General features: G+C 63.7%; 26 protein-coding genes and 1 pseudogene. 10 read left to right on the top strand and 17 right to left on the bottom strand.

The genetic code is table 11. The annotated features are described in order from the left end of the window. Positions 1 to 222 precede the first annotated feature (222 nt). The 6 genes from CVS27_RS12385 to CVS27_RS12360 form a co-directional block, all read right to left on the bottom strand. A complete protein-coding gene (locus CVS27_RS12385; RefSeq protein WP_207767521.1) occupies positions 223 to 1,014 on the bottom strand; it encodes an enoyl-CoA hydratase/isomerase family protein in 792 nt (263 codons plus the stop codon). Then, a complete protein-coding gene (locus CVS27_RS12380; protein WP_243400165.1) occupies positions 1,007 to 2,275 on the bottom strand; it encodes a CaiB/BaiF CoA transferase family protein in 1,269 nt (422 codons plus the stop codon). The genes CVS27_RS12385 and CVS27_RS12380 overlap by 8 nt, the downstream gene beginning before the upstream one ends. Beyond that, positions 2,268 to 3,812, bottom strand: a complete 1,545-nt coding sequence (locus tag CVS27_RS12375; RefSeq protein WP_103466061.1) for an aldehyde dehydrogenase family protein — start codon at positions 3,810 to 3,812, stop codon at positions 2,268 to 2,270. The genes CVS27_RS12380 and CVS27_RS12375 overlap by 8 nt, the downstream gene beginning before the upstream one ends. A 142-nt stretch (positions 3,813 to 3,954) precedes the next feature. Further along, positions 3,955 to 4,692, bottom strand: coding sequence for an SRPBCC family protein (locus CVS27_RS12370; protein WP_103466060.1), 738 nt, complete (start codon positions 4,690 to 4,692; stop codon positions 3,955 to 3,957). 107 nt (positions 4,693 to 4,799) lie between these two features. Further along, positions 4,800 to 6,323, bottom strand: coding sequence for a SulP family inorganic anion transporter (locus tag CVS27_RS12365; RefSeq protein ID WP_243400164.1), 1,524 nt, complete (start codon positions 6,321 to 6,323; stop codon positions 4,800 to 4,802). Positions 6,324 to 6,428: 105 nt separating this feature from the next. Continuing rightward, positions 6,429 to 7,481 carry an ABC transporter substrate-binding protein gene (locus CVS27_RS12360; protein WP_442319971.1) on the bottom strand — a complete coding sequence of 351 codons (1,053 nt, stop codon included), beginning with the start codon at positions 7,479 to 7,481 and terminating at the stop codon, positions 6,429 to 6,431. A 165-nt stretch (positions 7,482 to 7,646) separates the two neighbouring features. Between CVS27_RS12360 and CVS27_RS12355 the strand changes: the two genes are divergently transcribed. From CVS27_RS12355 to arr, 4 genes are all read left to right on the top strand, one after another. Then, the gene (locus CVS27_RS12355) at positions 7,647 to 8,648 is read left to right on the top strand and encodes an iron chelate uptake ABC transporter family permease subunit (protein WP_243400176.1); all 1,002 of its coding nucleotides are present in this window, start codon (positions 7,647 to 7,649) and stop codon (positions 8,646 to 8,648) included. 2 nt (positions 8,649 to 8,650) lie between these two features. After that, positions 8,651 to 9,706 (top strand): iron-enterobactin ABC transporter permease, encoded by a 1,056-nt coding sequence (gene fepG / locus CVS27_RS12350; protein WP_370739513.1) that lies wholly within the window; start codon positions 8,651 to 8,653, stop codon positions 9,704 to 9,706. After that, a complete protein-coding gene (locus CVS27_RS12345) occupies positions 9,706 to 10,518 on the top strand; it encodes an ABC transporter ATP-binding protein (protein ID WP_103466056.1) in 813 nt (270 codons plus the stop codon). Before fepG ends, CVS27_RS12345 begins: the two co-directional genes overlap by 1 nt. Before the next feature lie 74 nt (positions 10,519 to 10,592). Continuing rightward, on the top strand, positions 10,593 to 11,021 hold the full coding sequence (gene arr / locus CVS27_RS12340; protein ID WP_103466055.1) for an NAD(+)--rifampin ADP-ribosyltransferase: 429 nt from the start codon (positions 10,593 to 10,595) through the stop codon (positions 11,019 to 11,021). Positions 11,022 to 11,051: 30 nt separating this feature from the next. Here the strand turns inward: arr and CVS27_RS12335 are convergent, their stop codons facing one another. The 4 genes from CVS27_RS12335 to CVS27_RS12320 form a co-directional block, all read right to left on the bottom strand. Beyond that, the gene (locus tag CVS27_RS12335) at positions 11,052 to 11,261 is read right to left on the bottom strand and encodes a helix-turn-helix domain-containing protein (protein ID WP_103466054.1); all 210 of its coding nucleotides are present in this window, start codon (positions 11,259 to 11,261) and stop codon (positions 11,052 to 11,054) included. After that, complete coding sequence (locus CVS27_RS12330; RefSeq protein ID WP_103466053.1) at positions 11,261 to 11,737, bottom strand: DUF2975 domain-containing protein; 477 nt, start codon at positions 11,735 to 11,737, stop codon at positions 11,261 to 11,263. The genes CVS27_RS12335 and CVS27_RS12330 overlap by 1 nt, the downstream gene beginning before the upstream one ends. A gap of 80 nt (positions 11,738 to 11,817) precedes the next feature. Continuing rightward, positions 11,818 to 12,435 (bottom strand): LysE family translocator, encoded by a 618-nt coding sequence (locus tag CVS27_RS12325; protein ID WP_103466052.1) that lies wholly within the window; start codon positions 12,433 to 12,435, stop codon positions 11,818 to 11,820. A 77-nt stretch (positions 12,436 to 12,512) separates the two neighbouring features. Next, on the bottom strand, positions 12,513 to 13,298 hold the full coding sequence (locus tag CVS27_RS12320; protein WP_103466051.1) for an AraC family transcriptional regulator: 786 nt from the start codon (positions 13,296 to 13,298) through the stop codon (positions 12,513 to 12,515). A gap of 237 nt (positions 13,299 to 13,535) precedes the next feature. Between CVS27_RS12320 and CVS27_RS12315 the strand changes: the two genes are divergently transcribed. Continuing rightward, the gene (locus CVS27_RS12315) at positions 13,536 to 13,712 is read left to right on the top strand and encodes a YciI family protein (RefSeq protein ID WP_103466050.1); all 177 of its coding nucleotides are present in this window, start codon (positions 13,536 to 13,538) and stop codon (positions 13,710 to 13,712) included. Here CVS27_RS12315 and CVS27_RS12310 read toward each other — a convergent pair. Continuing rightward, complete coding sequence (locus CVS27_RS12310; RefSeq protein ID WP_103466049.1) at positions 13,696 to 14,400, bottom strand: ankyrin repeat domain-containing protein; 705 nt, start codon at positions 14,398 to 14,400, stop codon at positions 13,696 to 13,698. The two genes, CVS27_RS12315 and CVS27_RS12310, sit on opposite strands and share 17 nt — an antisense overlap. Before the next feature lie 9 nt (positions 14,401 to 14,409). Continuing rightward, positions 14,410 to 14,967, bottom strand: a complete 558-nt coding sequence (locus tag CVS27_RS12305; protein WP_103466048.1) for a GlcG/HbpS family heme-binding protein — start codon at positions 14,965 to 14,967, stop codon at positions 14,410 to 14,412. Between the two features lie 230 nt (positions 14,968 to 15,197). Here CVS27_RS12305 and CVS27_RS12300 point away from each other — a divergent pair, with 230 nt between their 5' ends. Further along, positions 15,198 to 16,415 carry a sensor histidine kinase gene (locus tag CVS27_RS12300; protein WP_103466047.1) on the top strand — a complete coding sequence of 406 codons (1,218 nt, stop codon included), beginning with the start codon at positions 15,198 to 15,200 and terminating at the stop codon, positions 16,413 to 16,415. Next, positions 16,412 to 17,038, top strand: coding sequence for a response regulator (locus tag CVS27_RS12295; RefSeq protein ID WP_103466046.1), 627 nt, complete (start codon positions 16,412 to 16,414; stop codon positions 17,036 to 17,038). Before CVS27_RS12300 ends, CVS27_RS12295 begins: the two co-directional genes overlap by 4 nt. On the opposite strand, the gene CVS27_RS12290 is transcribed toward CVS27_RS12295, so the two are convergent. Genes CVS27_RS12290 through CVS27_RS12280 form a run of 3 tightly spaced genes read right to left on the bottom strand, consistent with a single transcriptional unit; the run spans position 17,035 to position 20,517 of the window. Further along, a complete protein-coding gene (locus CVS27_RS12290) occupies positions 17,035 to 18,441 on the bottom strand; it encodes an APC family permease (RefSeq protein WP_103466045.1) in 1,407 nt (468 codons plus the stop codon). The genes CVS27_RS12295 and CVS27_RS12290 overlap by 4 nt on opposite strands. 37 nt (positions 18,442 to 18,478) lie before the next feature. Continuing rightward, the gene (locus CVS27_RS12285; protein ID WP_103466044.1) at positions 18,479 to 19,528 is read right to left on the bottom strand and encodes an agmatine deiminase family protein; all 1,050 of its coding nucleotides are present in this window, start codon (positions 19,526 to 19,528) and stop codon (positions 18,479 to 18,481) included. After that, positions 19,525 to 20,517: a nitrilase-related carbon-nitrogen hydrolase gene (locus tag CVS27_RS12280; RefSeq protein ID WP_103466043.1), complete on the bottom strand. Its 993-nt coding sequence runs from the start codon at positions 20,515 to 20,517 to the stop codon at positions 19,525 to 19,527. The genes CVS27_RS12285 and CVS27_RS12280 overlap by 4 nt, the downstream gene beginning before the upstream one ends. Before the next feature lie 182 nt (positions 20,518 to 20,699). Between CVS27_RS12280 and CVS27_RS12275 the strand changes: the two genes are divergently transcribed. Both CVS27_RS12275 and CVS27_RS12270 read left to right on the top strand, forming a co-directional pair. Further along, positions 20,700 to 21,323 (top strand): TetR/AcrR family transcriptional regulator C-terminal domain-containing protein, encoded by a 624-nt coding sequence (locus CVS27_RS12275; RefSeq protein ID WP_103466042.1) that lies wholly within the window; start codon positions 20,700 to 20,702, stop codon positions 21,321 to 21,323. 406 nt (positions 21,324 to 21,729) lie between these two features. Continuing rightward, the gene (locus CVS27_RS12270; protein ID WP_103466183.1) at positions 21,730 to 23,166 is read left to right on the top strand and encodes an MFS transporter; all 1,437 of its coding nucleotides are present in this window, start codon (positions 21,730 to 21,732) and stop codon (positions 23,164 to 23,166) included. 77 nt (positions 23,167 to 23,243) lie between these two features. Here the strand turns inward: CVS27_RS12270 and CVS27_RS12265 are convergent, their stop codons facing one another. Continuing rightward, the gene (locus CVS27_RS12265) at positions 23,244 to 23,915 is read right to left on the bottom strand and encodes an alpha/beta fold hydrolase (RefSeq protein ID WP_103466041.1); all 672 of its coding nucleotides are present in this window, start codon (positions 23,913 to 23,915) and stop codon (positions 23,244 to 23,246) included. Positions 23,916 to 24,079: 164 nt separating this feature from the next. Here CVS27_RS12265 and CVS27_RS12260 point away from each other — a divergent pair, with 164 nt between their 5' ends. Beyond that, a complete protein-coding gene (locus tag CVS27_RS12260; protein WP_103466040.1) occupies positions 24,080 to 24,766 on the top strand; it encodes a histidine kinase dimerization/phosphoacceptor domain-containing protein in 687 nt (228 codons plus the stop codon). A gap of 277 nt (positions 24,767 to 25,043) precedes the next feature. On the opposite strand, the pseudogene CVS27_RS21295 reads toward CVS27_RS12260, so the two are convergent. Next, a pseudogene (locus CVS27_RS21295) lies at positions 25,044 to 25,586 on the bottom strand (GrpB family protein). Positions 25,587 to 26,017: the final 431 nt, after the last annotated feature.

Below are 26,017 nucleotides of genomic sequence, written 5' to 3'. Positions count from 1 at the left end.
CGCACTGGTGCACTTATTGCACAAGTGCAAAGTTTACATCTGTGCATGTTTTGGCTCACAGTGGCTCAGCTCCCGGGCCACCTCCTGTCGGCGGCGTGCCAAAGTGGCGGGGGCCCATGAAATTTCATGGGTCCCCGCCACTTTGGCACGCCGTGGAACATTTGTGGTCAGTTTGGCACGCCGCCGGGAGCCGAAACAGAGGCCGGCCTATCCACCTCCGGCTCAGCCCTCGAGCGGCTTCAACCAGGTGAACCGTGGGGTTTCCTTGGCCAGGAATGCTGCAATCCCGATCTCGGCGTCGGCACTGCGCACCATTTCCTGTTGCCAGCGATCATAGAGTTCGGCCACGTCCGCCGTCGAAGCGCCCAGGGCGTTGACCAACTCCTTGTGTGCCTGGTGGGAGAACTGCGAGCGCGCAGCAACATGGTGTGCAAAGTCGCTGACCTGATCCCAAAACGATTCCCCGGGGAGAAGTTGCGTTACCAGCCCCAAGCGAAGAGCCTCGGGCGCCTGAACAAAATCGCCCGTGAGCAGCAAGTACTTGGCGGTTGCCGGACCTGCGATCTCCACGAGCCGCTGGATTCCGGACAGGGGGTACACAATGCCGATTTTGGCTGGCGTGACACCAAAAACCGCCCTGGTGCTGGCCAGCCGAAGATCGCACGCCCCGGCAATTTGCCAGCCGCCGCCCACGCAGTAGCCGTCGATGGCGGCAATGGTCGGCTTGGGGAATGCTGCGAGCGCGTCCTCGGCGGCCGTGATGTCCAGGCCGCCGTGATGCCCCGTGGCCGGGTCGTGCAGGATGCTTTTGAGTGAGGCAATGTCCGCCCCTGCCGAGAAGTGCTCCCCCACCCCGCGCACCACCAGCACCTTGACGCCGCTGTCCTTCGCCAAGACAGCCAGCAGGGCCATGAACTGTTGCCACATGGCATGAGTGACGGCGTTGCGCATGGCCGGGTTGTTGATCACCAGCACGGCCACCTCGCCGTGGCGTTCCACCCGCAGCTCAGCCACGGGGAGCCACCGCCGGCGCGGCAAGCACCACCCCGGCGTCCACCAGGCCGGCGATCTGTTCGGCGGTGAGCCCCAGCCCCGCCAACACGGCCAGCGTGTCCTCGCCCAGCGCCGGAGGTGCCTTGCGGACGGCGGGCGCTTGCCCGTTGACCGACACCGGGCCGCGCAGCAGCGGCAGCTCGGAGCCGTCGCTGCGGGAAACTGTTTGCACCATGTTCAGGTGCTGCACCTGCGGGTCGGCGAAGGCCTGGGCGTAGTTGTAGATGGGTCCGGCCGGGATGCCTGCGGCCCGCAGATCACGCAGCCAATCGGCAGCATTTTGCCGCTCCAGCAGGCCGTCGATGAGCTCCCGGAGCTCCTCCCGGTGGACAGTGCGCAGGCGGCTGGAGGCATAGTCCGGGTGCGCGGCCAGCTCCGGCCGCCCCAGCAGCTCGCACAGCTGCACCCACTGCTTTTCGCTGCCCACGGCGATGATGAGCGGAATGTCCGCGCTCTTGAACACCCCATACGGCGAAAGAACAGGGTGGTTGTTGCCGCGCGGCACGGGCACCTCGCCGGTGCTCAGGTACTGCTGGCCCTGAAACGCGGAGAGCGAGAGTCCTGTTTCCAACAACGACGCCGACACCGTACTTCCAGCCCCACCCTCCTTGCGCCCGGCCAGCGCTGCGGCAATGCCAAAGGCCGTATAGATCCCGGTCACCAAATCAACGATGGGCACCCCCACCCGGTACATATGGTCAACGTCCAAACCCGTCACCGACATGAGCCCGGACATGCCTTGGGCCACCTGATCCAAGCCGGCAGCCTGGCTCAGCGGCCCGGTTGCCCCGAACCCTGTCACCGAGGCGATGATCAGCCTCGGATTGGCCTCCCGCAGCAGATCCGGGTCCAGACCCGTGGCGGCCAGCACTCCCGGACGGAAGTTTTCAATGAGCACATCGCTGGCTACGGCCAGGTCCCACAACAGGGTCTTGCCGGCCTCGGAGTAAAAGTCCACGGCCACCGATTGTTTGTTGCGGTTGGCGGAGTCGAAGTACAGCGAGTGCACGCCGTCGAAGGGAGCCCAGGCGCGGCTGGAGTCACCACCGTTGCTGCTTTCCACCTTGATGACTTCCGCGCCCATGTCACTGAGAAGTGCCGCGCAATAGGGGCCGGCGAGTGCACGGGACAGGTCCATGACCTTCACCCCGGCGAGGGGCAGGCCACCCGCTGATGCGGCGCCCTCAGCACTGGCGCCCTCAGCCCTGACGCCCTCAGCCACGGGTACCGCTCGGGCGCAGTTTCACGTTGATTTGCTTGGTCTGGGTAAATCCCTCGAGCATGCCCTCCAGGGAAACTTCCCGGCCCATGCCGCTTTGCTTGTACCCGCCGTAGGACTGCCCCACCATTTGCCCGCCGCCCTGGTTGACCTGCACCCAGCCGGCGTCGATCCGGTGCGCCGTGTTGAGGGCGTCGTCGAGGTTGTGGCTCCACACGTATGCGGCCAGCCCGTAGTGGGTGTCATTGGCCATGCTCACCACCTGGTCCACCTCACGCCAAGGAATCGCCACCAGCACGGGCCCAAAGATCTCCTCACGCGCAATGTGGAACTCGTTTTTGCCACCTGTAAACAGTGTGGGCACGTGGTAGTAGCCCTCCGTCAGCGGCCCGGATTGCGGCGCGTCCCCGCCCAGCACGGCCTTCATGCCTTCGGTGGCCCTCCCCTCATCCAGGAAGCCGCTGATCTGGGCGTGCTGGCGGGCGTTGATGATGGCACCCATGTCCGTGGCCTCATCCAGCGGGTCGCCCACCGTCAGCGCGCCAAGCTTCTGCGTCAGCCGGGAAACAACCTCGTCAAAAATGTCCTCGTGCAGGTACAGCCGGGAGCCTGCCGTGCAGCTTTGCCCCTGCCGGGTGAAGCGTGAGGCCAGGAGCAGACCGTTCATGAGTTCGACGTCGGACTCCCCGCCTCCGTCGAGAACGTCGGGGAACACGATGGAGGGGTTTTTTCCGCCTAGTTCCAGCGACATGTGTGCCAGCCGGCCTCCGGCTTGGGCGCCCACCTGGCGCCCCACCTCAGTGGATCCGGTGAAGGAGACTTTGTCCACGCCGGGGTGGGTGGCCAGCGCGTCTCCGACCACGGCACCGCGGCCCGTGAGCGCGTTGAGCACACCTGCGGGCAGGTGCTTATTGCACACCTCGGCCAGGAGCAGGATAGTCAGCGGGGCGTCGTCGGCGGCCTTGAGGATCACGGCGTTGCCGGCGGCGAGCGCAGCAGGGACCTTGAACGCGGCTATCAGGAGCGGGGAATTCCAGGGCAGGATGGCGGCCACCACGCCCAGCGGTTCCAGCCTGGTGTACTGCAGCTGGTCATCCCCGGCGGGCAGGGTGGTTCCCTTAACCTCACCGGCGATGCCCGCAAAGTAACGGAACATGGCCACCATGCTGACGGTTTCCGGCCGGGCCTGGGTGCGCAGGGCGTTGCCCGTGTCCAAGGCAGTGAGTCTGGAAAACTCCTCGGCCCGCTGCTCCAGTTCATCCGCAATGGCCCACAAGGCCTTGGCCCTGCCCGTGAAGTGCAGGGCGCGCCAGGCCGGGAACGCTGCACGGGCTGCCGTCACTGCATGGTCGGCGTCTTCCACCGTGCCGGCAGGGACGCGGGCAATGACCGTCTCGCGGCGGGCGGGATTGTGCACATCGCGCCATTGGCCGCTGCGCGATGGCACAGGCACGCCATCAATCCACATCGGGTGATCCCTTACGGACCACACAGGGTTGGACCACTCAGGGTTGGAACTGATGGGTGTCTCAGTTGTCATATCTAAAGCCCCTTTGCTTTATCAACGGTGGCGGCCATGGGTGTTTGCCGTCCATGACCACTGTCACACTTGGTCATCGCTGGTGCAAGCAACGCGCCCTAGGGAGAAGTGTTGATTGTCGCCGCGCCATGGCTAAAAGCGCTCAGCCAAAGAGCCCGTTCAGCCAGGCTCCCCACGCTGCTGCTTCCGTGCGGGCAATTTCATCGCCGGCAGCCTCGTCACTGGCGTCCCCGCCAAAGAGGTGGATGGTCATGCCCACCACCGAGCCAAAGGCGTTGCGGCCAAAGAACCTGTACATGGCATCCTCGGTGCGCAAGCCCACGAAGTTCTCGGCAAGGTAGTCCACCTCGGCGTCAACGTGCCCCAGCCCGTCGATGGTGACGCTGACGCGGTGCCCGGCTTCGACGTCGGAGATCCCTAATGCGGCCTTGACCCGCTGCAGGGCATCAGCCGCGCCCGAACCCTCCGGGCCTTGGACCTCAGCGAAGCTGGCCTGCCGGCCCGGGAAGTACTTCACCACCTGGGCCAGGGTGTGCTGGTAGAAGGCCGTGTGCTGTTGGGCCGCCTCATACTGGTTCTCTTCGTCCTCGAAAATGACACCGCTGTGCACGTAACGCAGCCACGACTTGCCGTCGGGGCGCTCGGAGATCTCAAACTCCAAGGTGTTGTAAAAACCGTTCTCGCCGTCCATGTGGTTCGCGTAGCGATGCGGCGGATCCCACGCTGTAACGCTGCTGCCAAAGGGCCCCGCACCGCCAAGCTTCAACTCGATGTCCACCGGCCACAACCAGCCGGCGCTGCCCTCAGTGGCCGCGGCAAACACCTGCTCGGGGGTGCCGTCAATCTGCTGCTCATGGACAATCTTGAATTCCCTGGTCATCTGCTGCTCCTCATCATGGCCGCCTGGCGAGCGCCGTCGCCAACTACCAGCCATTATGCTCCCGTGGTGCGACATTGTCGCTGGGAGGCACGACGGCGGCGCGATGGTTAGTCCTGCCCGCCGAGCTTCCCGGCGAGACGGTCATGCATCGCGGCACTGGCCACGTCCAGGCCGGTGATCGCCACAGTCTTGCCATGGCGGCGGTATTTGGAGGTGATCGCGTCCAGGGTGGCAACGCTGGAGGCGTCCCACACATGGGAGGCACTGAGGTCAATGACCACATGGTGTGGATCCAGCGCGTACTCAAACTGGGTGTACAAGTCGTTGGAGGAGGCAAAGAAGAGTTCACCGTCCACGCGGTAGCTTGCCGTCTCCCGGCCGTTGACGGTTGATACGGTTCGCTCCACGGCGACCAGATGGGCCACACGTCGGGCGAACAGGACCATGGCAACCAGGACGCCCACCCCAACACCTATGGCCAGGTTGTGCGTGGCCACCACCACGGCAACCGTGACCACCATGACGGCAGTCTCGCTTTTGGGCATCATTTTCAAGGTGGCCGGGCGGATGCTGTGCCAGTCGAAGGTGGCGAGCGAAACAAAAATCATGACCGCCACCAAGGCCGCCATGGGAATCAGCGCCACAACATCACCCAGCACGATCACCAGCACGGCCAGGAAAACGCCGGCAAGGAACGTGGAGATGCGGGTGCGGGCCCCGGATGCCTTGACGTTGATCATGGTCTGGCCAATCATGGCGCAGCCGCCCATGCCGCCAAGGAATCCGGTGACAACGTTGGCCACACCCTGGCCCAGCGCCTCTCGGGTCTTGGAGGAGCGGGTGTCCGTGATGTCGTCAACCAGCTTGGCCGTCATGAGGGATTCCAGCAGGCCCACAAAGGCCATGGCGAGCGCGAACGGGGCAATGATCTTGAACGTTTCCCAGGTCAGCGGGACGTTGGGCACGAACAGGGACGGCAGGCTGTCCGGCAGCTCACCCTTGTCCCCCACCGTGGGGACAACTATTCCGGCCAGAACCGTGAACAGCGTCAGGACCACAATGGCCACCAGGGGTGCGGGCACCGCCGTGGTCAGCTTGGGCAGGCCAAACATGACCAGCAGCGCGAAAGCCGCCAGCGGGTAGACCATCCATGGCACACCTAGCAGTTCGGGCAGCTGGGCGATGACTATCAGGATGGCCAGGGCGTTGACGAACCCCACCATGACCGAGCGGGGAATGAAGCGCATCAGCCTCGCGACGCCGGCCAGCCCCAGTACCAGCTGGAAGATTCCGGCCAGTATGACGGCGGCAATGAGGTAGTCCAGCCCATGGCTCCTCATCAGGGGCGCAATGACCAGTGCGACGGCGCCGGTGGCCGCGGAAATCATGGCCGGCCGCCCGCCAACAAAGGAAATGGTGACCGCCATGGTGAACGCGGCAAACAGCCCGATCCGCGGGTCCACCCCGGCAATGATGGAGAACGCGATGGCCTCCGGGATTAGTGCCAGGGCCACGACCAGTCCGCCGAGCACTTCGGTCCGCAGGCGCCGCGGGGACTTCAACGCACCCCAGACGGACTGCAGTTCCTGGGGCGTGGGTGCCGGCTTCAGCGCAGCGGTTTCGAGCGCCAATGTCGGCTCCATTCAATAGTCAAGGGGCGCGACAAATGAAAGCCTGCCCAACGTCCAACTTTAGCGTGGCGGGCAGCGGACAGGGCTGCCTGCCTGCTTGACCACCTACTTGACCAAGAGAGTGCGCAAATCGGCGAGGATCAACTGCGCGCCGGCCGGGCCCAGACCCAGGAACCAGACGTCGTCGTTGATGGACTTTGCGTTGCCGGCCTTGACGGCACCGAGCTTGGACCAGATGGGGCCGTCAACCACTGCCTGTTCGCCGGTTGTGGCGGGGTCGCCGTAGCTGCTGTAGAAGACCCAGTCGGAGTCGGCCTGGTCAATGTTTTCGGCGGAAATTTCCGCAGCCAACTCGTCAATGTTCTGGTTCTCCGGGCGTGCCAGCCCGGCATCCTTCAGGATCACCCCGATCAGGGACTTGTTGGCGTACAAGCGGATTTTTCCGGGCATGAAGCGGACCAGGGAGATCTTCGGGTCCCCTGTGACGTCCTTGTTGAGTGCCTCGGCCTGCGCCTGGTAGTCGTTGAGGATGTCCACGGACTGCTTTTCCTCGCCCAGGGTCTTGCCCACCAGCAGGAAGTTTTCCTTCCAGGGGAAACCGGGGCGGATGCTGAAGACCGTGGGGGCAATGCTGGAGAGCTGGGTATACAGCTTGTCCGCGCGCAGCTTGCTGCCCAGAATCAAGTCAGGCTTGAGCGCGGCAATCGCCTCAAGGTTCAGGTCCTGGATGGTGCCGATGGTGGCCACACCCTCCACTTTGGAGGCCAGGTAGCTGGGGATGGAATTCTTGCCTTCGGTGGTGGGGATGCCGACGGGCGTGATGCCCAGGGACAGGACATCGTCCAGTTCACCGGTGTCCAGGACCACCACGCGGGTGGGCTTCTTCTCGATGCTTGTCTCACCGCCGGCGTGCTTGATCACGCGGGGGAACTCGCCGGGTGCGGCGTCGGTGCCGAGCTTGGCGGTTTCCGCATCAGCGGTGGTGAACTTGGATCCGCCGGTGGCTACGTCGGCGTTGCCGGCGCCGGAGCCGGTGGTCGCTGCAGCACCGCAGCCTGCCAGCAGGCCAATGGCCAAGGTGGCGCCAACGGCGCGCAGCATCAGGCGGCGGGTGCGGATGAGGGAAGGCGGCTGAGACGCCGAATCGTTGTTTTTCACTGACTAAGGCTAACCTAATTACAGGGCGTTTCTGGCGGCGAGTGATGGGGGTCACTTAGGCGGCGCGCCCCCCTTTATCCCAGCCTTCCGGAACGGTTTACAGTGTCCCAAGTGACAACCCATCACGTTGAGCGTTCCGCTCGCACCCTCAAGGAGCGGCGCGGCGTGGCCGGCACACCCAGCTGGCGGCTTCTGGTCCTGCTGATTGCGGCAGTGGCACTCGTGGGCGCTTCCCTGCTCAGCCTGGGTGTGGGCGCGAAGTTCATTGACGTGTCCGACGTCGTCGCAGCCTTCCTGAATCCGCAAGACAGCGTGAACCATGCAATTGTTTTGGAGAGCCGCCTCCCCCGCACGCTGATGGGCATCGCCGTCGGGCTGTCCCTGGGTGTGGCTGGTGCCTTGATCCAGGCCATCACCCGCAACCCCCTAGCCGATCCTGGCATCCTGGGCGTCAATGCCGGCGCATCGTTTGCCATGATCGTTGCGATCGGCCTGCTGGGCATCTCCTCGCTGACCGCCTACATTTGGTTCGCGTTCGCGGGGGCCGTCCTGACCACCGCCGCCGTCTACGTGATCGGCACCTCCGGGCGAAATGTTGTCAATCCGATCCGCCTGACGCTGGCCGGTGTGGCCCTAGGCGCGGTCTTGACGGGCATTGGGTCCGGGCTGACGCTGCTGAACCCGAAGGCGTTTGATCACTTGCGGTCCTGGAGCATTGGCTCCCTGGACCAGCGCACCATGGACATGGTCGCCACCGTGGCCCCGTTCATGGCGGCAGGGCTGGTGATTGCCCTTTTCGCGGTGGGCGGGCTGAACGCCATGGCACTGGGCGACGATCTGGCAACCTCCCTGGGCAGCAACGTGAACCGCACCCGGATTTTGGCCGTTCTGGCCATTACGCTGCTGAGCGGTTCGGCCACGGCCGCGGTTGGCGCCATTGGTTTTGTGGGACTCATGATCCCGCACGTGGCGCGCTGGGTCATGGGCCCCGACCAGCGGTGGATCATGGCCGCAACGCTCCTCTTCTCCCCCATTCTTCTGCTGGTCTCGGACGTGGTTGGCCGCATTGCCGTGCCCGGCGAGCTCCCGGTGGGTGTGGTCACGGCGTTCATCGGCGCCCCTGTGCTGATTGCGCTGGCACGCCGGAAGAAGGTGAGCGGCCTGTGAGCATCTCACGCCCGGACCTGGACTTTGGCCGGCAGACCTTGCTGGTGCGGATCCCGGGAGGCGCCGCCAGTTTCCGCTTGGAGACCCGCACCGTGCTGGTGTGCTTCGCGGTTCTGTTGTTGTCCCTGCTGCTCGCCGCCGTCGCCCTGGCCACGGGCGACTTTGCCGTGCCCCTGCCGGAGGTGCTGCGGGCACTCACCGGCGGCGGGGATCCCATGACCCAGACAGTGGTGACCCAGTGGCGGCTCCCCCGCGTCCTCATGGCCCTGGTCCTTGGCGCCGCACTGGGCATGAGTGGGGCAATCTTCCAGTCGCTGACCCGAAATCCGCTCGGCAGCCCGGACATCATCGGCTTTAACACCGGCGCATACACTGGGGCGCTGCTGGTGATCCTGGCCGTTGGTGGAAGCTACTGGCAAGTGGCCGCCGGGGCACTCGCGGGTGGTATTCTCACGGCCTTGGCGGTGTATCTGTTGGCGTTTCGGCGCGGCTCGCACGGCTTCCGCCTCATCATTGTGGGCATTGGCATGAGCGCCATGCTCGCCGCCTTCAACCACTGGCTCATTCTGCAAGCCGAACTTGAGGCGGCCATGGCAGCGGCCGTGTGGGGCGCCGGCTCCCTCAACGGCATCACCTGGGAACAGGCCGGGCCCGCTGTGCTGGTGGTCGTGGTGGTGTCGGCGGCTGTACTCGGTGTTTCGCGCCGGATGCGGATGTTGGAAATGGGCGACGACGCAGCCCGCGCCTTGGGCGTCCGGGCCGAACCCACCCGTCTGCTGCTGCTAATTCTTGGGGTGGCGCTGACTGCCGCCGCCACCGCCGTCGCCGGCCCCATCGCCTTCGTTGCGCTGGCAGCACCGCAGCTGGCCCGCCGCTTGTGCGGCAACGCCGGGATTTCCCTGCTGCCCTCGGCATTGCTGGGCTCTTTGTTGCTGGTGGCCAGTGACCTCGCCGCCCAGCGGCTGTTTGCGCCGATCCAATTGCCCGTGGGCGTCGTGACCGTCAGCATCGGCGGCATCTACCTGATCTGGCTGCTGGCCAGGGAAGCAAGGAAATAATGAGCCTCACCACAGCCACCCACCCGGGCCTGAAAACCACCGATCTGGCCATCGGCTACGACCAGCGGGTCATCTCGGAGCATTTGAACATCCAGATCCCCGAGGGTTCGTTCACCGTGATTGTGGGCCCGAATGCGTGCGGGAAGTCGACGCTGTTGCGGGCGCTGGCTCGCCTGATCAAACCGCGCAACGGGCAGGTCCTGCTCGATGGCAAGTCCGTGGCCGCATTCCCGGCCAAGGAATTGGCGCGGAAGCTGGGCCTGCTGCCCCAGTCTTCGATTGCCCCGGACGGCATCACGGTGGCCGATCTGGTGGCCCGCGGCCGCTACCCGCACCAAAAACTGTTGCGGCAGTGGAGCGTGGCGGATGAAGCCGCCGTCGTCGATGCCATGGCAGCAACAGGGGTGAAATCACTGTCCGGCCGCCTTGTTGACGAGCTCTCCGGCGGGCAGCGCCAGCGGGTGTGGGTGGCCATGGTGCTGGCCCAACAGACTCCCCTGCTGCTGCTTGACGAGCCCACCACGTTTTTGGACATTTCGCACCAGATTGAACTGCTGGAACTGTGCCGTGACCTGAATCTGGACAAAGGCTTCACGCTGGTTGCCGTACTGCACGACCTCAACCATGCCAGCCGCTACGCCAGCCACATCATTGCCATGAAGGACGGTGCTGTGGTGGCTGAGGGCGCACCGGCTGACATCATCACCGAGGAACTGGTGGAGGAAGTCTTCGGCATGCCCTGCAGGATTATCGAGGACCCGGTCTCCCACACGCCCCTGGTCATTCCGCTGGGGCGCCCCCGCACCGCCTGAGGGCGGAAGATTTTTGGACCACAGTGCTCCGCGCGGGGCTACAGTGGGATGCAAACGTCAACGCAGGGGTACCCATGGAGCAGCAGACAACACCGTCCCAGCCCAACGATTCCGGGCCTTTTTACCACGGCACCAAGGCCGCACTGGTGCCCGGCGAGCTGTTGAACACCGGACACAGCTCAAATTACGGTGAACGAAAAACAGCCAACTTCCTCTACCTGACGGCAACCTTGGATGCGGCCACCTGGGGCGCCGAGCTCAGCGCTGGCGAGGGCCCCGGGCGGATCTACCGGGTGGAAGCCACGGGTCCCTTCGAGGACGACCCCAATCTGACGGACAAGAAATTCCCGGGCAATCCCACAAGGTCCTACCGCACGCGCGAACCCTTGCGGGTCATTGCCGAGGTGCTGGACTGGGAACCCCACTCCCCCGAGGCGCTGGGGCACATGCGTGGCCACCTTGAACAGCTCAAGCGCGACGGCGTGGAAGCCATCAACGACTGATCCGCGGCAATACCGGGGCCCGCGCCCGGTTTAGGGTTCGGGTTCCCACCGCAGCAGGTCCCCGGGCTGGCAGTCGAGTGCCTCACACAATGCCTCAAGCGTGGTGAACCGGATGGCCTTGGCCCGCCCGTTCTTGAGCACTGCCAGGTTGGCCGGGGTGATGCCGACACGTTCGGCCAGGGCACCCACCGGCATCTTGCGCTTGGCCAGCATGACGTCGATATTGACCATGATGGGCACTAGATGACCTCATCCAGCTCTTGGCGCATGGTCATGGCCTGGGCCAGCAAAGTGCGCATGACCACCACTATCAACGCCACAGCGCCAATCAACAGCCCCACGCCCCCGAGCATGAGCACCACTCCCGGCGCCACCGCCTCGCCAGGGGCCAGGACTGCACCCATGGCAAAGGTGAGCAGCGCGGCCGCCGCAATGGCGGCGATGATGACGTCCACATATTTGAACGCCGCCTGCGCAAACACCGCGTCCCTGCGCACCAGGCTCAGGAGTTTCCACACGCACACAAGCGTCACCTGGATGGCCAACAGTCCCAACAGAACTATCACCACAATGGCCGGCCTGACCCTGAGCACTTCGGGTCCTGCCTCACTCAGGTCAACGGCCAGCAACGGCACCATCACCAGCTGCACAAATAACAGGCCAGCCAATCCCACCGCGAGGCATGTGCGCAGCGCCAGAACAGTTAAGCGTCCCATCCCCATCCTTCCATCGAACAACGATGCAAATATATCGTTAATCGATAGGTTAGACAAGGCAGGCGGCCGTAGGGGCACAGCTACTGCCACAGCCCTGCCACGAGGGTCACGACCATCCCGAGCCCCAGGAGCACAAGAAAACCTCCGGCGACCTTTGTCATCCACGGCAGGAAGCGGGACAGTTTGCTGAGCGCCCGTTCCGACCCCAAGGCAATCGCAAGGAAGAGGTCCCACAGCAGGACCACGGCGAACATCCAGGCACCATAGAGCCCCAGCGACACGGCATCCGCGGCGGCAAGGCCCGCCGCGAGACTGACATAGAAGAGTGCGTTTTTCGGGTTGAGCAGGCCGGAGGCGAACCCGAGACCCAAGCTCTTTCCCCAGGTGCTGCGCGCCGCCACCGCCATCTCGGGGACAAGCACTGCTGTGCTTGCGCGCAGAAACATCACACCGATGTAGCTCAGAAAGATGCCACCTGCCGCCTGAATTGTTCCCAACAGCACCGGGTGGGAGATTAGGGACAGCCCCGAGAACGCGGCCGCGATGAACACACCGTTGGCCAGTGCGATGCCCAGGCAGGCACCACTGGCGTTGCGCCATCCGTGACTCATGGTGGTGCGGGCGATCAGGAAAAAATCGACTCCTGGGATCAGCAACGCCAAGAAATGCGCCGCCGCCACGGCAAAGAACTGTTCCATATGTCTCCCACTGCCTCGACTGCGAACGTGGTCAAGTTTGCTAGATGGCAGCGGTGCGGTCTTGTACGATATTGCGCCTAGCTGCGATAACTGCCCGGGGATGAAGCCACATGGGCGCGGAATACCCGGTGGAAGTGGCTTTGATCGACAAAGCCAAGTGCGTGGGCTGTCTCCGCCAGGGGCCGTCCCTCGCGGAGCATCTTCCGGGCAGTGATGACACGCTCGTTCTGCCGCCACGCCAGTGGCGCGAATCCTGTCAGCTTTTTCATGGCCCGGATGAGCTGGTACTTGCCCATCCCCGCGATCTGGGCCAGTTCATCGAGCAGTGGATTCTCCTCATCATCCCGCAGCCGGATGAACACCGGGTTCAGCCGGTGCAGGAGCTCAACGTCGGTGGTGGCAAGCAGTCGATGCGCCGGTTCACGTTCCGCACATGCTGCCAACGCCTCGCGGAACCCTGCCTCGATCCGGCCGGGTGCCGCGCCGGTAAAAATCAGTTCGTTGATGAGTGAGAATTGCCCGTACATTTCCGGCTGCCGGTACACGCTGATTCCGGAGACAAGCTCTGTGGTTCCCTCTTGCAGGAGCCCACCAACCCAGTCCTGATCGGCCTGGATCATTTGGTACCGCCAGTGACCGCTGTCCGGGTTGCAGGCGTGGACGTGACCCGCCGGAATAAGAATGACATCGCCGGCGGCCAAAGGAACGGGGTACCCCGAGGCCCCGCTGAATACAGTGCTGCCCGAGTCGATCAGGCCAACTGAAAACCTGTCATGACTGTGTGGCCGGTAGCTTGCGCTCTCTTGGCACGAGCGGCGCGATTCCAAGTGCGGCAGCTTGTTGCTGTGCCAGAACTCTGTCACCGTTTTCCCTCTTTCTTTTCACCCGATGCCGGCATCGGCGCTTGCCCCGTAGGTTCACGGGCCGCTCAACCAGTCTAGGCAGCAATGCCAGTGCTAAATTCCGGGCGGAACCGCTGAGGCGACGTGCGGGCCGCCCCTGCCGGTGGCGCCCCGGTCCTCGCTACAGTGGCAATTGTCCCAGCACCTCACATCTCCAGCGGAGGCACCGCATGAAGCAGTACATGATCTCGGTAAGCCATGACTGTTGACAACGATGGCGCCTCAGCCGTTGTGCGCAACGGACCCTACACGCTGCCCCAGGAATACCTTGGCGGCTTCTGGGTCATCGAAGCCAGCGACCTTGAAGCCGCGCTGGAATGGGCTAGCAACCGAACACTGGCCCACGCACTGGTACAGCTCAGCTGTGCGCGCTGATGATCTCCACGATCTCCGTAAAGCCCAGGCGCTGCGCGTTCTCCAGGGCAGTGCACCCCTCTGGGTCCCGCAGGTCCGGGTCGGCACCGGCGTCCAGCAATTGCCGGACAACGTCCTGCTGCTTGGGGCCGCCGTTGTTGAGCAGGACAGCTTCCTGCATGGCCGTCCAGCCAAGGTTGTTGACGTGGTTGACCGGCACCCCGGCCTTGATCAGAATCCGTACGGTCTCCCCATGCCCGTGCTCGCTCGCCGGGATGAGGGCGGTTCCGCCGTAGCGGTTGGTGCTGGACACATCGGCCCCGTGGGCAAGAGTGAGCGCCAGGATCTCGTTGAACCCTTCGGCCCCGGCGTAGAGGAACGCCGAGTCCTGCATCGAATCTTTGGCATTGACGTTGCCGCCGCCCTGGATGAGCCGGTCCACCAGGGGCAGGTCGTTGGCCTTGGCGGCGAGAACCAGCTGCTGGTCAAGGTCCATTTGGGCCTCCGTGGACAGGGCAGCGGGCGTGGTTGCGGTTGCTGCGAGGGTGGGGAGAGGTGATTGGCTCGTGGCGGCGGACGACGGCGGCACTTGGGTTGCCGCCGTCGTCCCTTCGCCTGCTGTGCAGGCCGAGATTAACACCGTCAAGGCCCCCACTGCGGCCGCCAGCAATAGACGCTGGTGTGGGCTGGACGCTGTGAATCGTGCCATGAGGAAAGGCTACTTGATCAGGGCCGCGGCGCCGGCAGCTGCGCAGGCCTCATCCAGCATGCCGTCGGGGGCACCACCCACGCCGATCCCGGCCACGGAGACACCGTTGACCTTCAGGGGAACGCCGCCGGGCAGGAACAAGGTTCCGGGCAGGTCCGCGATGCTGGGGCCGTTGCCCTGGATGCGCTTGGCCAGCTCGCTGGTGGGTGCCCCGAAGGCGGCGGCCGTGTAGGCCTTCGCCTTGGCTGCTTCGATGGTGTGCTCGGCGGCATTGTCACCGCGCAGGATTGCCTGGACGGTGCCGAAGCGGTCAACCAACGCAACGGTCACGAAGGGAAGCTTGTCTGCCTGGCATTTTTCCAGGGCCGCGCCCACAGCTTTTGCAGACGCACCAACGGAAATGCGGTTCTGGGGCACTGCGTTTGAAGCAGCAATGAGGACATCTGCGGCCGGTTTGGCAGCTGGCGCGGCGGGGCTCGTGCCGGCATTGGCAACAAAGGTGGTGCCTCCCGTGAGCAGCAACGCTCCAACGGCGGCGGCGGACATGATCTTGGTGGACTTCTTCATGGTGGTCTCCTTGGGTTTTTGAATGCTGGGCCTGTGGGTGGGACTGGCCAGCTTTTGGGTGCCTGTGCCGTGTCTTCATGGTTTCGCGGACGGCCATGCCAGCGCATCGGGCCTTGGGCTGGAGCAGGATCATCCAATGCGGTGGCCGCATCAGCCAAAAGGCTGAGAGACCAGCAACGGCAGACGCTCTAGCATGGGAGAAACACCTTTCATTGCACCGGAACAGGACCATGCCACCTTCAGCTCCAGCCACGCTGCCCCGCCCCGGCAATCCCTCCGGTGGCGTCCAGGAATCAGTCATCCCACAGTCCCGCCAGCTGGGCCGGATTGATGCGGTGGTGCACCTGGGCTTTGTGGTGCTTATGATGGCGTCACTGGTGCGATACGTCATGCGGCATCCGCCCGCAGACAACATTTGGGTGCTGGCTCTCGCGGCGGGCGTGTGCGGCATCTATGCGGTGGTGGCGGTATTGGCACGGCGACGCCGACCCTGGGCGTTGTGGATGTTTGCCCTGGTTGTTTTGTGGTCGGCACTGGTTCTGGTGGCACCAAGTTTTGCGTGGTGTTCTGTTGCTGTGTTCTTCCTCTGCCGGACCGTTTTGTCTGGCTGGGCGGCACATCTGGCAGGTGGAGTGATCGCCCTGGCAACGTCAGCAGGATTATTCAGGCTCAGCGGCGGCAGCGACATCGCCATGTTGCTGGGGCCGCTGGCCGTCGGTGCCATGTTGACGCTGATCTACGACCGGATTGAACACGATGCCCGGGAACAGCGCCGCCTTCTCGCGCAGCTTTCAGCGGCCCAGGCCAAGCTCGCCGCCAGCGAGCGCCGGGCCGGCACCATTGCCGAGCGCGAGCGGGTTTCCCGTGAAATCCATGACACAGTGACGCAAGGCCTTGCCAGCAGCCTGCTGCTGCTGGAGGCCGCCACCAGGACCTGGCCGAGCACCGCCGCCAAGGGAGATGTGGACCGGGCCAGCACACTGTTGCGGGCGAACCTCACGGACACTCGAAGCCTCGTGCATGAACTGGCCTCGCCGGGGCTGGACACCGTGCCGCTGGCCGAGGCCCTGCTGCAGGCCGCATCCGCCTACGTTCCCGACGTCCGGGTGCAAGTCACTGGCATGGCGCGCACCCTTCCCTCCGATGTCCGCCATGCTCTGCTCCGAGTGGTTCAGAGTGCCGCCGCCAACATCAAACTGCACGCTGCCGCTCCCCACACAACGGTGACCTTGGGGTACCTGCCGGGCACTGTCACCTTGGATATTTACGACGACGGAGACGGCTTCGACCCAGGCGGCACCGCCCCGCCGTCGAAAACCGGTGGTTACGGGCTGCGGGCCATGCGGGCACGCGTGGAGCAGCTGGGCGGAGTATTCTCGGTGGGAAGCACGCCCGGCGAGGGAACCATCGTGGCTGCGCAGCTTCCCACGGAGGATATCGACGCATGACTCCCATTTCTGTTCTCTTGGTGGACGACCACATGGTGGTCCGCAGCGGGCTCAAGGCCCTGCTGGGCACCCAGCCGGACATCAGCGTTGTTGCCGAGGCCGCCTCCGGGGAAGCGGCCCTGCTGGCCATGGCGGAGCACAGTCCCTCGGTGATCGTCATGGACCTCGCCATGGGTGCCGGCATCGACGGCATAGAGACCATCAAGCAGGTGCGGCGGATCAACAGCCGGCAGGCCATTCTTGTGTTCACCACCTACGATTCCGACGCCGACATTGTCCGGGCCGCGGACGCAGGCGCCATGGGGTATCTGCTCAAGGACGCCACGCCCGAGGAGATTTTTGCCGCAGTCCGGGGCGCGGTGCAGGGGAAAAGTGTCATGAGCGCTCCTGTTGCATCCCGGCTGTTTCAGCAGCTGCGCAATCCCGACGAGGTGCTGACACCCCGGGAAGCCGAGCTGTTGAGCCTGTTGACGGAGGGGCTGAGCAACAAGGCGCTGGGGCAGCGGCTGTTCATCTCCGAGGCCACCGTCAAGACACATCTGGCCCATATTTACGCCAAGCTCGGAGTTGAAACAAGGGCGGCTGCCATTTCCACGGCCATCCGGCGCGAGGGCATGCGCTAAGCGTCCCGTGACATGGTGAGCTCGGCTCCGGCATCCGATTCGCGGTGCGATGTCCCCTCGGCTTCATCGAAAGCCACTTCCGGTGTGGGCCGCCGGAATCCCCGGGTGATCCACAGCAGGTAGACGACGCCGAGCAAGGTCCACACGATGCCCACTTTCATGGCCAGCGGAGCCAGATTGGCCCAGAGGTAGGCATTGATCAGGAAACCAACGCCCGGCGCCACGATCCAGCCGATCATCGACCGCCCGGACCGGGGGCCCTTTCGCCGGAGGTGGAACGCGATGACAGACAAGTTCACAAACGCGAAGGCCGTAAACGCACCGAAGTTAATCAGCGACGTCGCTGAGTTCAGGTCCAACATCAGTGCTGTCAAGGCGATCACCGCGATGGCGAGAATGTTCAGCACTGGTGTGCCAAACCGCGGATGCAAGTAGCCGAAGAATCGCTTGAACAGGATTCCGTCCCTGCCCATCGCGAACAGCAGGCGGGAGGCACTTGTCTGTGAGGCGAGGCCCGAAGCCAGTACTGAGCAGATCGCACCGACCAGGAAAATTGTTTGGAAGGCAATGCCGCCAATGAACAGCGCAATGTGCCCTGATGCGCTCTCCGTTTCCGTGGTGATGCGTTCCAAGGACGCCAAATCCGGGACGAGGGTCTGCATGACGTAGGTGACCGTGACGAAGAAGAGGGCACCGAGTGCTGCCACCCACATGATTGCGCGCGGCATGTTCTTCTCGGCGTCGATGGTCTCTTCGGACAGGGTCGTGACAGCATCGAAGCCCAGGAAGGCCAAGGCAAGCACCGACGCGCCGCCGACCAGGCCTGCCGTGTCCATATCCATCGCATAGAAGGGGGCAAGAGAGAACTGCAGGGCATTGTCCGAGAGGATCGCCCTGAGGGTGAGGCCCACGAAGGCGACCGCGACGAGGGCCTGAAAAACGACCATGACCATGTTGGCGGAAGCACTGATCCTCACGCCCACAATGTTCAGCAGCGTGACGACCAGGATGAGGCCTGCGATCCAAACCCAGCCGGGGACGTCGGGGAACTGGGCGGAGAGGTAGATCTTGGCCAGGAGGGCATTGATCATTGGCAGGAACATGTAGTCCAGCAGGGCCGCCCAGCCCACCAGGAAACCCACGCCCGGATTAATCGTCTTGCGGGTGTAGGTATACGCCGACCCAGCCGAGGGGAAGATCCGCACCATCTTGGCATAGCTAAAGGCAGTGAAAATCACCGCGATCGTGACGATGATGTACGACGCCGGGACATGGCCGTTGGTCGCTTCGGTGACGATACCAAAGGTATCGAACACCGCAAAGGGTGACATGTAGGCAAGGCCGATGAAGACTATGTGTCGCAGCTTCAGCCGGCGCTGCAGTGTTCCTGGTTGCGGTGACATCTTGTCGCCTTTCTTAGCTAGGTGGTCGCCGAATGGGTTACCGCGAAAAGACAATGGAGTCAGTAGCCAGTGCGGGTTGTTGTTGGCTGATGCAGTGGATGCCGCCTCCGCGGGCAAAAAGTGGTCGGGCGTCCACGGTGACGACCCGGCGGTTCGGGTAGCATGCGCGGAGGATTTCCACCGCCGCCTGGTCCGCAACATCGTCGAAACTGCACGCTATGACACCCCCGTTGACCACAAGATGGTTGACGTAGCTGTAATCGACGAATCCTTCCTCGTCCCGCAGGGTTGCGGGTGCGGGCAGTTCCACGATTCGCCACGGATTCCCGTCGGAGTCCCTGGTGCCGGCGAGATGGTCAATGATTTCCGCACAGATCGTGTAGTCCGGGTGTTCCGGGTTCGTTTGCCGGTGGACCAGCAAAACGCCGGGGGAAGGAATGGTCGCGACGATGTCGACATGGCCGCGGGTGCCGAAGGTATCGGAGTCGCGGGTGAGACCGCGCGGCAGCCAGATCACGTTGTTGGCCCCGAGGGTCCGGGCCAGTTCGGCCTCGACCTCGGCTTTGCTCGTCCCGGGGTTGCGGAACGGGTCAAGCTGGACGGTCTCCGTGACCAGCACGGTGCCTCGGCCGTCAACATGGATGCCGCCGCCCTCGTTGACCAGTTTCGACGGCACCGGCATGGCCCCGGCGCCGGCTGTCACTTCGGCTCCGATCAGGGTGTCCTTGTCCCACGCGGCCCAGTTCTGCCGGCCCCAGCCGTTGAAGACCCAGTCGACGGCGCCGAGCCGGTTGCCGCCGTCGTCGATCACGAAGGTCGGCCCGATGTCCCGCATCCAGGCGTCGTTCAGCGGCGCCTCAACGATGCGAATCTCTGCCGAAAGGTATTCCCGGGCAACCGCAGCGGCGCTCGGGTCAACCACCATGGTGACCGGCTCAAACTCGGCCGCCGCGTGGGCCACCGCGGCCCACGTTGAGCGCGCCTCATGGGCTTGAGCCGCCGTCTCACCCAGCGTGTAGCCGTCGACAGGGAACGCCATCCAGATGCGTTCCTGAGCTTCGGTCTCCGCCGGCATCCGCCAACTCATGCCCGCCCCTGGTGCGCAAATTGGCTCTCATGGCTGCCGTGCGGCTGCAAACTGTTGACCGGTTCACTCAAGCGGGCGTAAGTGTCGGGGCGCCGGGTGGCAAGGAAGGGGAATAGATCCAGCCAGTCTTTGCGCTGGTCAAGATCCAGGTCCGCCACCAGGACGGCGGACTCGTTGCGCGGCGCCTGGACGAGGATCCGTCCGTACGGGTCGGAGATAAACGACGAGCCATAGAAGGTCACGGCCCCTTCGTCGCCGTAGCGGTTCGGTGCCACCATGAACAGTCCGTTGGCGATCCCGTTCCCAACGATGACCTGCTGCCACAGCGGTTGCGTGTCAAAGTCGGGATGGGCTGGTTCTGAGCCAATTGCTGTCGGGTAGACGAGCAGTTCCGCCCCGTCCAGTGAGTAGAGGCGGGCCACTTCGGGAAACCATTCATCCCAGCACGTGGGCATGCCCAAGCGGACGCCGTCGAGGTCCTTGAGGGTGTAGACCGGGTAGGGTGCCTCGCCGTCGCCGCCGCGGAAGTACTTGTCCTCGTAGTAGCCCTCGGTGACCGGGATGTGCAGTTTCCGGGTTCGGCCGACGAGCTCCCCGGCGGGGGAAACCAGGATGGCGGTGTTGAATCCCAGCCCGTCGCCCGCGTCGGCCTTTTCATAGAGCGATGCATGCACGTGGACGCCGTTCGCCTGTGCCGCTTCCGCCGCGAAGGTAAAGGTGGGTCCGGTGGACAGGTCCTCCGCGGCGGCACCGGGCGCCGACGTCGGAATGGCATCTGCAGGGTAGCGGGACAAGGTGAGCTCGGGCAGGAACACAATGGCCGCGCCGTGCCCGGCGGCGCGGGCAATTCCCTGGGACAGCTCGGCGCGCAGCGCAGCGGCATCGGCTTGCCATCGGTGCTGCACAACGCCCACACGCAGCGGGAGGCGACGGGGTTCATCGACTCGGGCGAACGAGGGTGGCGGAACAAGTGCGGTTATTTCGATCATGCTGGCGCTCCTGCGGGATTGGGGGAAATGAGATTTGGATCACGTAAAACGAATGGCATTCGTTTAGTATGGGGCCAATGGCGACAGGATGCAAGATCCCGGCTCGGGAATTGGTAGATTCAACGGTAAGAACCCGAGCGGCAACCAACTGCCGTCCACTCGGCACCTACCCAAGGAGAGCCATGGCCCGCCCGTTGACGCCGCTGTTATCCGTGGACCGAATCGCCAAGGGCGCCCTGGAGCTGGTGGACCACAGCGGGGAGTTCACCATCCCCGCGTTGGCCGCAAAGCTGGGAGTCCGGCCGTCCTCGCTGTACAACCACGTTTCCGGGCGGACGGAAATCGTCGAACTCATGCGCGGATTGGCCTCCGATCACATTCGCCTGCCCCACCACGATTCCGACTGGTACGCAACCATCAGCGAGACCTGCCGGCAGTACCGCAACAGCTACGCCCGCCACCCCCGGCTCATTCCGCTGCTGACCGCATACCCGGTCTCCCACCCCGCCACCACACGGATGTACAACCTCCTGGCTGACGTACTCACGGAGGCCGGATTTGATCCGGCAGAAGTACTGAAAGCCATCACCACCCTGGACAGCTTCGTGCTCGGCTCAGCATTGGACGTTGCCGCACCGGAAGTGGTGTGGACGCCGGGCGACCATGCCGAGCCCGCCTTGGCGGCCGCCCTCGCGACGCCGCCACAGGGCACGCAACAGCGGGCGGATGAAGCCTTCGAATATGGGTTGCAGATAGTGATGAACGGGCTGGCCCAGCAGCTGGCCGCGATCGAGCGGTCCCGCTAACGGCATAGTGCCATGACTGCGGTGCCGATTAATGCTGTCCGGCCGCGCCGGCCGCAATGATCAGTATTGTCCGGCCGCTTCTGCTGCGCATCTGGCGCGCATCCGCACCCAGTCCGCCTGACCACTTAATGCTGCCCCGGCCCGCTGAAACCGGCCTAAAACAGCAACTCCGAAATGCTGCCCCGGCCCCTAAATAGGGCTCCTTTCAGGCAATTCCGCAACCAGGCTCAACCCCACACTCCTCCCCATTGTCAGCCCATCGAACTTCGATGGCGCACTTGGCTGCGCTTGCATTAAATACCCTACCCCCGTATGGTATCCAATTAGACTGATTTCCATACCCCCATAGGGTATTCATCAGTGTTGTGGAATGGCCAACAATGGCGCAATTGAAGGGAACCAGAGCATGTCTCAATCAACACCGAGTCGGGGGAAGAAGCGGCTTGCGCTCTTGCTCATTGCACTCGCGCAATTCGTCGTCATCATGGACACCTCCATCGTGGGGGTCGCGTTGCCCCGTATGCAGGAGGACCTGGGTTTTGGCCCCGAGAACCTCTCTTGGGTTTTCAACGCCTATGTCATTACCTTCGGCGGGCTGCTGCTTCTGGGCGGGCGGCTGGGTGATGTCTTCGGCGCCCGGCGGATGTTCGCCACTGGTTGGGTAGTCTTACTCGCCGGTTCCGCCGTGGCAGGGTTTGCCGGGAACGTGGCGTTCGAGTTGATCGGGCGCGGCGTGCAGGGAGTTGGCGCGGCACTGATCGCACCTGCTGCGCTCACCCTACTCATGAAGACGTTTGGATCGAGCCCCAAGGAACTGGGCGGTGCGTTGGCCCTCTACGGTGCCGCCGCGCCGGCAGGCGGAACGGCAGGGGTGTTCCTCGGCGGCGTCATCACCGAGTACATGTCATGGCCGTGGGTCTTCTTCATTAACATCCCGCTCGCACTGTTGGTCCTTGCGCTCGTGGCCAGGGCGCTCCCGGCAGACGGGCCGCGGATTCGCGGCTCCATCGACATCGCCGGCGCACTCCTTGTCACGGCCGGACTTGCCGTGGGCGTCTTCGCCATTGTCAGGGCACCCGAGGTGGGTTGGACCAGTGTGGAAACCTGGGGAACACTCGTCGCGGCCGTGGTTTTGCTTGCACTGTTCGTGCTGGTTCAGGCCCTCCGGAAGGAGCCGCTGATGCGGCTTTCCATCTTCCGCATCCCGAATCTGGCCGCGGCCAACCTGGCCCAGTTGCTGCTTGCCGCCGCCTGGATCCCCATGTGGTTCTTCCTGAATCTGTACCTGCAGCAAGTCCTGGGCTACTCGGCATTCCCCAGCGGCGCCGCACTACTGCCCATGACGGCGTTCACCATGATCACCATGATCGTTTTCGCACCGCGACTCACCGCGAAGTTCGGGCCCAAGACCATGACGGTGAGCGGTCTGCTAGCTCTCTCAGGCGGCCTGCTCTGGTTGTCATTTATTCGCGTGGACGGCACCTTCTGGGTGGATGTGCTCCCTGCATCGCTTCTGGCCGCACTGGGAATGTCCTTGGCATTCATCCCCACCCTGGGCACGGCGATCTCCAGCGCCCCACCGCAAGAAGGCGGCCTGGCTTCGGGTCTGGTCAACACCAGCTACCAGGTAGGGTCCGCACTTGGCTTGGCAGCGATGACAGCAATTGCAGCCGCCAATGGCGCCTCCGACCTCGGAAACCTCCCAGCGTTGACCACCGGCTTCTCCTCAGCATTCATCGGCGCAGCCGTGATCGCCCTGGCCGGAGCATTGCTGGCCGCGATGACCCTGCACGGACCCAAGCGTGCCCCGGTGGCCGAAAAGGAAACGGCCAGCGCCCGATAACGCCGCTCGCTAACTGCGGCGGCTGGGTGCGGTCACCGTCAAGGTGGGCGCACCCAGCCGCCCGACGGGTGTGTCCTTCAGCTACTTATTGGGGTGCGATCGCCCTCCCACGACCGGAATTCATCGGCAATCTCGCCAGTATGGGAATGATGAAGGTAGTGCTCGTCGAGGACCGGAATCACTGTCCCGTCCGCGACACTCGAGGCCTGCCGCTGGTGCAGACCCAGCCAGTCCGGGTTCTTCGCATTGTCAGATTCAACGAACAAGAGCAGCGGCAAGTCCGCGGGGAAGCTCGTGCCACGTGCGCTTTCGAAGTTGGTGCGAATGTGCGCCATTTCGTTGAGATAGGTGGGTGTGAGGGAGTTCTTGTTGCTGAGCAGGCTGATCTGCTCACGTGCGTGCTCGGCGTATACGGAATCGTTGTAGCCGTCGCTGAGTCCGTAGCCAAAGGGTTCAACCACAATCACCCGGTGATCCTTGGCCAGGTCGGTGACCAGCGGTTCGAAGTCCAGGACCGGGGAGGCTGTGCCGAATCCCGGGAGCAGGACAATGTCCGCCGGGCCTGCCCCGGCAATCAAAACGTTCATGGCGCCGCCGTCGACCTCCACCTTTTGCCCGTACTGCTCAATCCGGTGACTCTCGGACTCACTCGCAACACCATTGACCACTGACGTGGTGGTCAACCCGACTGCCAGCACGGCACCCACAGCCGCTGCCGATACCAGGATTCTCTTGAGATGCTTCTTCATGGCTACCCTTCCAATGGCCCACGGTGCGCCCTGCCATTGAGTCTTCTAGTCGGCGGCTCCCGGCGCGTCACCCCCACGGGGACACCTTTGTACCGCGTTCGCGGTACGCGCATATCGTCCTTTGGGCTGAGCCGCTGCAGCGCGGAAGGGGAGAAACTGGAAGTGTGCAGCCACCTCCTCCCCCACCATTCGCGGCCCGCGGGAGCGATTTCCTGGCCATCGCCGCCGTTGTGATCGTTGGCGTGTTCCCCTTCCCCGATGAACTTTTCCGCGTCCGTGGGCTGCTGCTGGTGGCGGCGCTTCTGCCGGCAGCGGTGATGCCGCTGCGTCGCCGCTGGCCAATCGCCGCGCTCGGGGTGAGCTTGGTCTGCAACGTGGCCGTTGCCTTCACGGGTGTTTTGTCACCGAGCTCGCTGCTGGCTGTCGCAATCACTGCATTCTCGGTGGCTGACCGTCGACGCCGGATGGTTGGCATCCCGTGTGTTGCGGCGGCTGTTCTGGTGGTGTTCGTGGTGAACGCGGTTCCGCTTGGCGGGGAGCTGTTCGATTCGCGTGCACTGCAGTTCGTCATGTTCATTGTCCTTGCGGGGGCGCTGGGTGATGCAGCCAGGTCGCGGCGGGAGTGCATCACGGCGTTGACCGAGCGGGCGGAGCGTGCCGAGCAGGGTCGGGAGGAGGCACGACGGCGTGTGGCTGAGGAGCGGGTCCGCATCGCAAGGGACCTCCACGATGTGGTGGCCCACCAGATATCGGTGATCAGTCTCAGCGCGGGCGTTGCGTCCTCCTCGTTGGAGACCAAACCCGAGAGGGCGCGGGAGGCTCTGACCGCCATCCGCAGCGCTTCGCTGTAGTACAACAAGACCAAGGACCGATGGGGGTGACGAAATGGAAAGTTCCGACTTCATTATGATCGGCGTAATCGTGACAATCGGATTGATTGGCGCGGGCTTCTTCGCGAAAAAGAAAAGTCGAGACTAGTCAGTTCACTTGCACTTCCGTGGATGTGTTTACTCGACCGTGGCAGAGGGGGACCGGCGCCACGGTTCAGTGTTCGCAGGGGAACGCTCTGCGGGACGGGCTCACTTGCTCGACGTGTCCCATTCAATTGCCACCACTGACGCACAAGTCTTAGGGTGGATTGTTCAAGTCGTAGATCTGCTGCTTCTCCTCAGCCGTGAGGTCCGAGGCCGCCAGCACGTCCTGAAGCACTTCGGACGTCCCTGCTACGCAGCGCGACATGACTATTTCCGTATCGCTCGCGAGTTGCCTCTTCACTTGTTCATAGCGGTTTCGGAGATCAGAACCCTGGCGGAGTGTGTTGCGCACTGCCAGATGGTTACGAACGTGCAAGGTGTTCTCGACGCAGACATACACGTGGCGAGCTGGGTTCTTATCGGGTGCGATGAATGCCTCACGGTCGGTCACACCCAGGTCTCCCTGGTGGGTCTAGCCGGCTGCTGTAAGTGCGGTGATCGCGGCATTCACATACTTGCGACGCACAATAATGTCGACATCGAGGATCGGCTTCGCAAAAAGCCCCGGAACCGCAGTAGAACCGACATGCTCGATCGCGATCACTGGCACACTTTGAAGCCATGACCGAAGGTCGTAAGCAAGGTCATGGAATTGCTTTGCCCAGTCTGACGAATAGGGCACCACTTCAATATTCATCGGTCAAGGCTACAACAAAGCAATCCACGTTCTCCGGAGCCAACACACCGGTCGGTTGCTGGGCCCATAACCGGAAACCTCACCGGAATAACGGAGGGCAGGGGATGAGTCCCACCCACGTCTTCACTTCAAGCATGGGGCCGAAAGCATTTGCGGGTCCGATCATGCTTTGATCATATCCGCTGCCAGAGACCGGCCTGAGAAACCGGTCCCGTTCATATTCAAGTGCTGCGGTCGGGCGGAGCGATACCCGAACGCAGTTCCCAAGGGGCTTGGTTGGACTTGAAAAACGGTATGCTCCTGCCGCGGCAACCGCTCCGCGCGCGCGGCCCACCATGCGATCCTGGTGCCAGGTGTTAACGCCAACCGAAAATAGGGCCACGGCTGCCAATTGAAAACAGGGCCACCAACCATCATGGAGGGTGATCAAT

The sequence above is a fragment of the Arthrobacter glacialis genome, from assembly GCF_002909445.1.
GTDB classification, from domain to species: domain Bacteria; phylum Actinomycetota; class Actinomycetes; order Actinomycetales; family Micrococcaceae; genus Specibacter; species Specibacter glacialis.
This window is presented reverse-complemented; position numbering and strand designations above follow the sequence as displayed.

Bases quoted from the DNA above. Each gene is read 5' to 3' on its own strand.
- CVS27_RS12375 (WP_103466061.1), bottom strand. From the start codon at position 3,812: ATGACAACTGAGACACCCATCAGTTCCAACCCTGAGTGGTCCAACCCT.
- CVS27_RS12370 (WP_103466060.1), bottom strand. From the start codon at position 4,692: ATGACCAGGGAATTCAAGATTGTCCATGAGCAGCAGATTGACGGCACC.
- CVS27_RS12345 (WP_103466056.1), top strand. From the start codon at position 9,706: ATGAGCCTCACCACAGCCACCCACCCGGGCCTGAAAACCACCGATCTG.
- arr (WP_103466055.1), top strand. From the start codon at position 10,593: ATGGAGCAGCAGACAACACCGTCCCAGCCCAACGATTCCGGGCCTTTT.
- CVS27_RS12330 (WP_103466053.1), bottom strand. From the start codon at position 11,737: ATGGGACGCTTAACTGTTCTGGCGCTGCGCACATGCCTCGCGGTGGGA.
- CVS27_RS12325 (WP_103466052.1), bottom strand. From the start codon at position 12,435: ATGGAACAGTTCTTTGCCGTGGCGGCGGCGCATTTCTTGGCGTTGCTG.
- CVS27_RS12315 (WP_103466050.1), top strand. From the start codon at position 13,536: ATGACTGTTGACAACGATGGCGCCTCAGCCGTTGTGCGCAACGGACCC.
- CVS27_RS12310 (WP_103466049.1), bottom strand. From the start codon at position 14,400: ATGGCACGATTCACAGCGTCCAGCCCACACCAGCGTCTATTGCTGGCG.
- CVS27_RS12305 (WP_103466048.1), bottom strand. From the start codon at position 14,967: ATGAAGAAGTCCACCAAGATCATGTCCGCCGCCGCCGTTGGAGCGTTG.
- CVS27_RS12300 (WP_103466047.1), top strand. From the start codon at position 15,198: ATGCCACCTTCAGCTCCAGCCACGCTGCCCCGCCCCGGCAATCCCTCC.
- CVS27_RS12295 (WP_103466046.1), top strand. From the start codon at position 16,412: ATGACTCCCATTTCTGTTCTCTTGGTGGACGACCACATGGTGGTCCGC.
- CVS27_RS12290 (WP_103466045.1), bottom strand. From the start codon at position 18,441: ATGTCACCGCAACCAGGAACACTGCAGCGCCGGCTGAAGCTGCGACAC.
- CVS27_RS12285 (WP_103466044.1), bottom strand. From the start codon at position 19,528: ATGAGTTGGCGGATGCCGGCGGAGACCGAAGCTCAGGAACGCATCTGG.
- CVS27_RS12280 (WP_103466043.1), bottom strand. From the start codon at position 20,517: ATGATCGAAATAACCGCACTTGTTCCGCCACCCTCGTTCGCCCGAGTC.
- CVS27_RS12275 (WP_103466042.1), top strand. From the start codon at position 20,700: ATGGCCCGCCCGTTGACGCCGCTGTTATCCGTGGACCGAATCGCCAAG.
- CVS27_RS12270 (WP_103466183.1), top strand. From the start codon at position 21,730: ATGTCTCAATCAACACCGAGTCGGGGGAAGAAGCGGCTTGCGCTCTTG.
- CVS27_RS12265 (WP_103466041.1), bottom strand. From the start codon at position 23,915: ATGAAGAAGCATCTCAAGAGAATCCTGGTATCGGCAGCGGCTGTGGGT.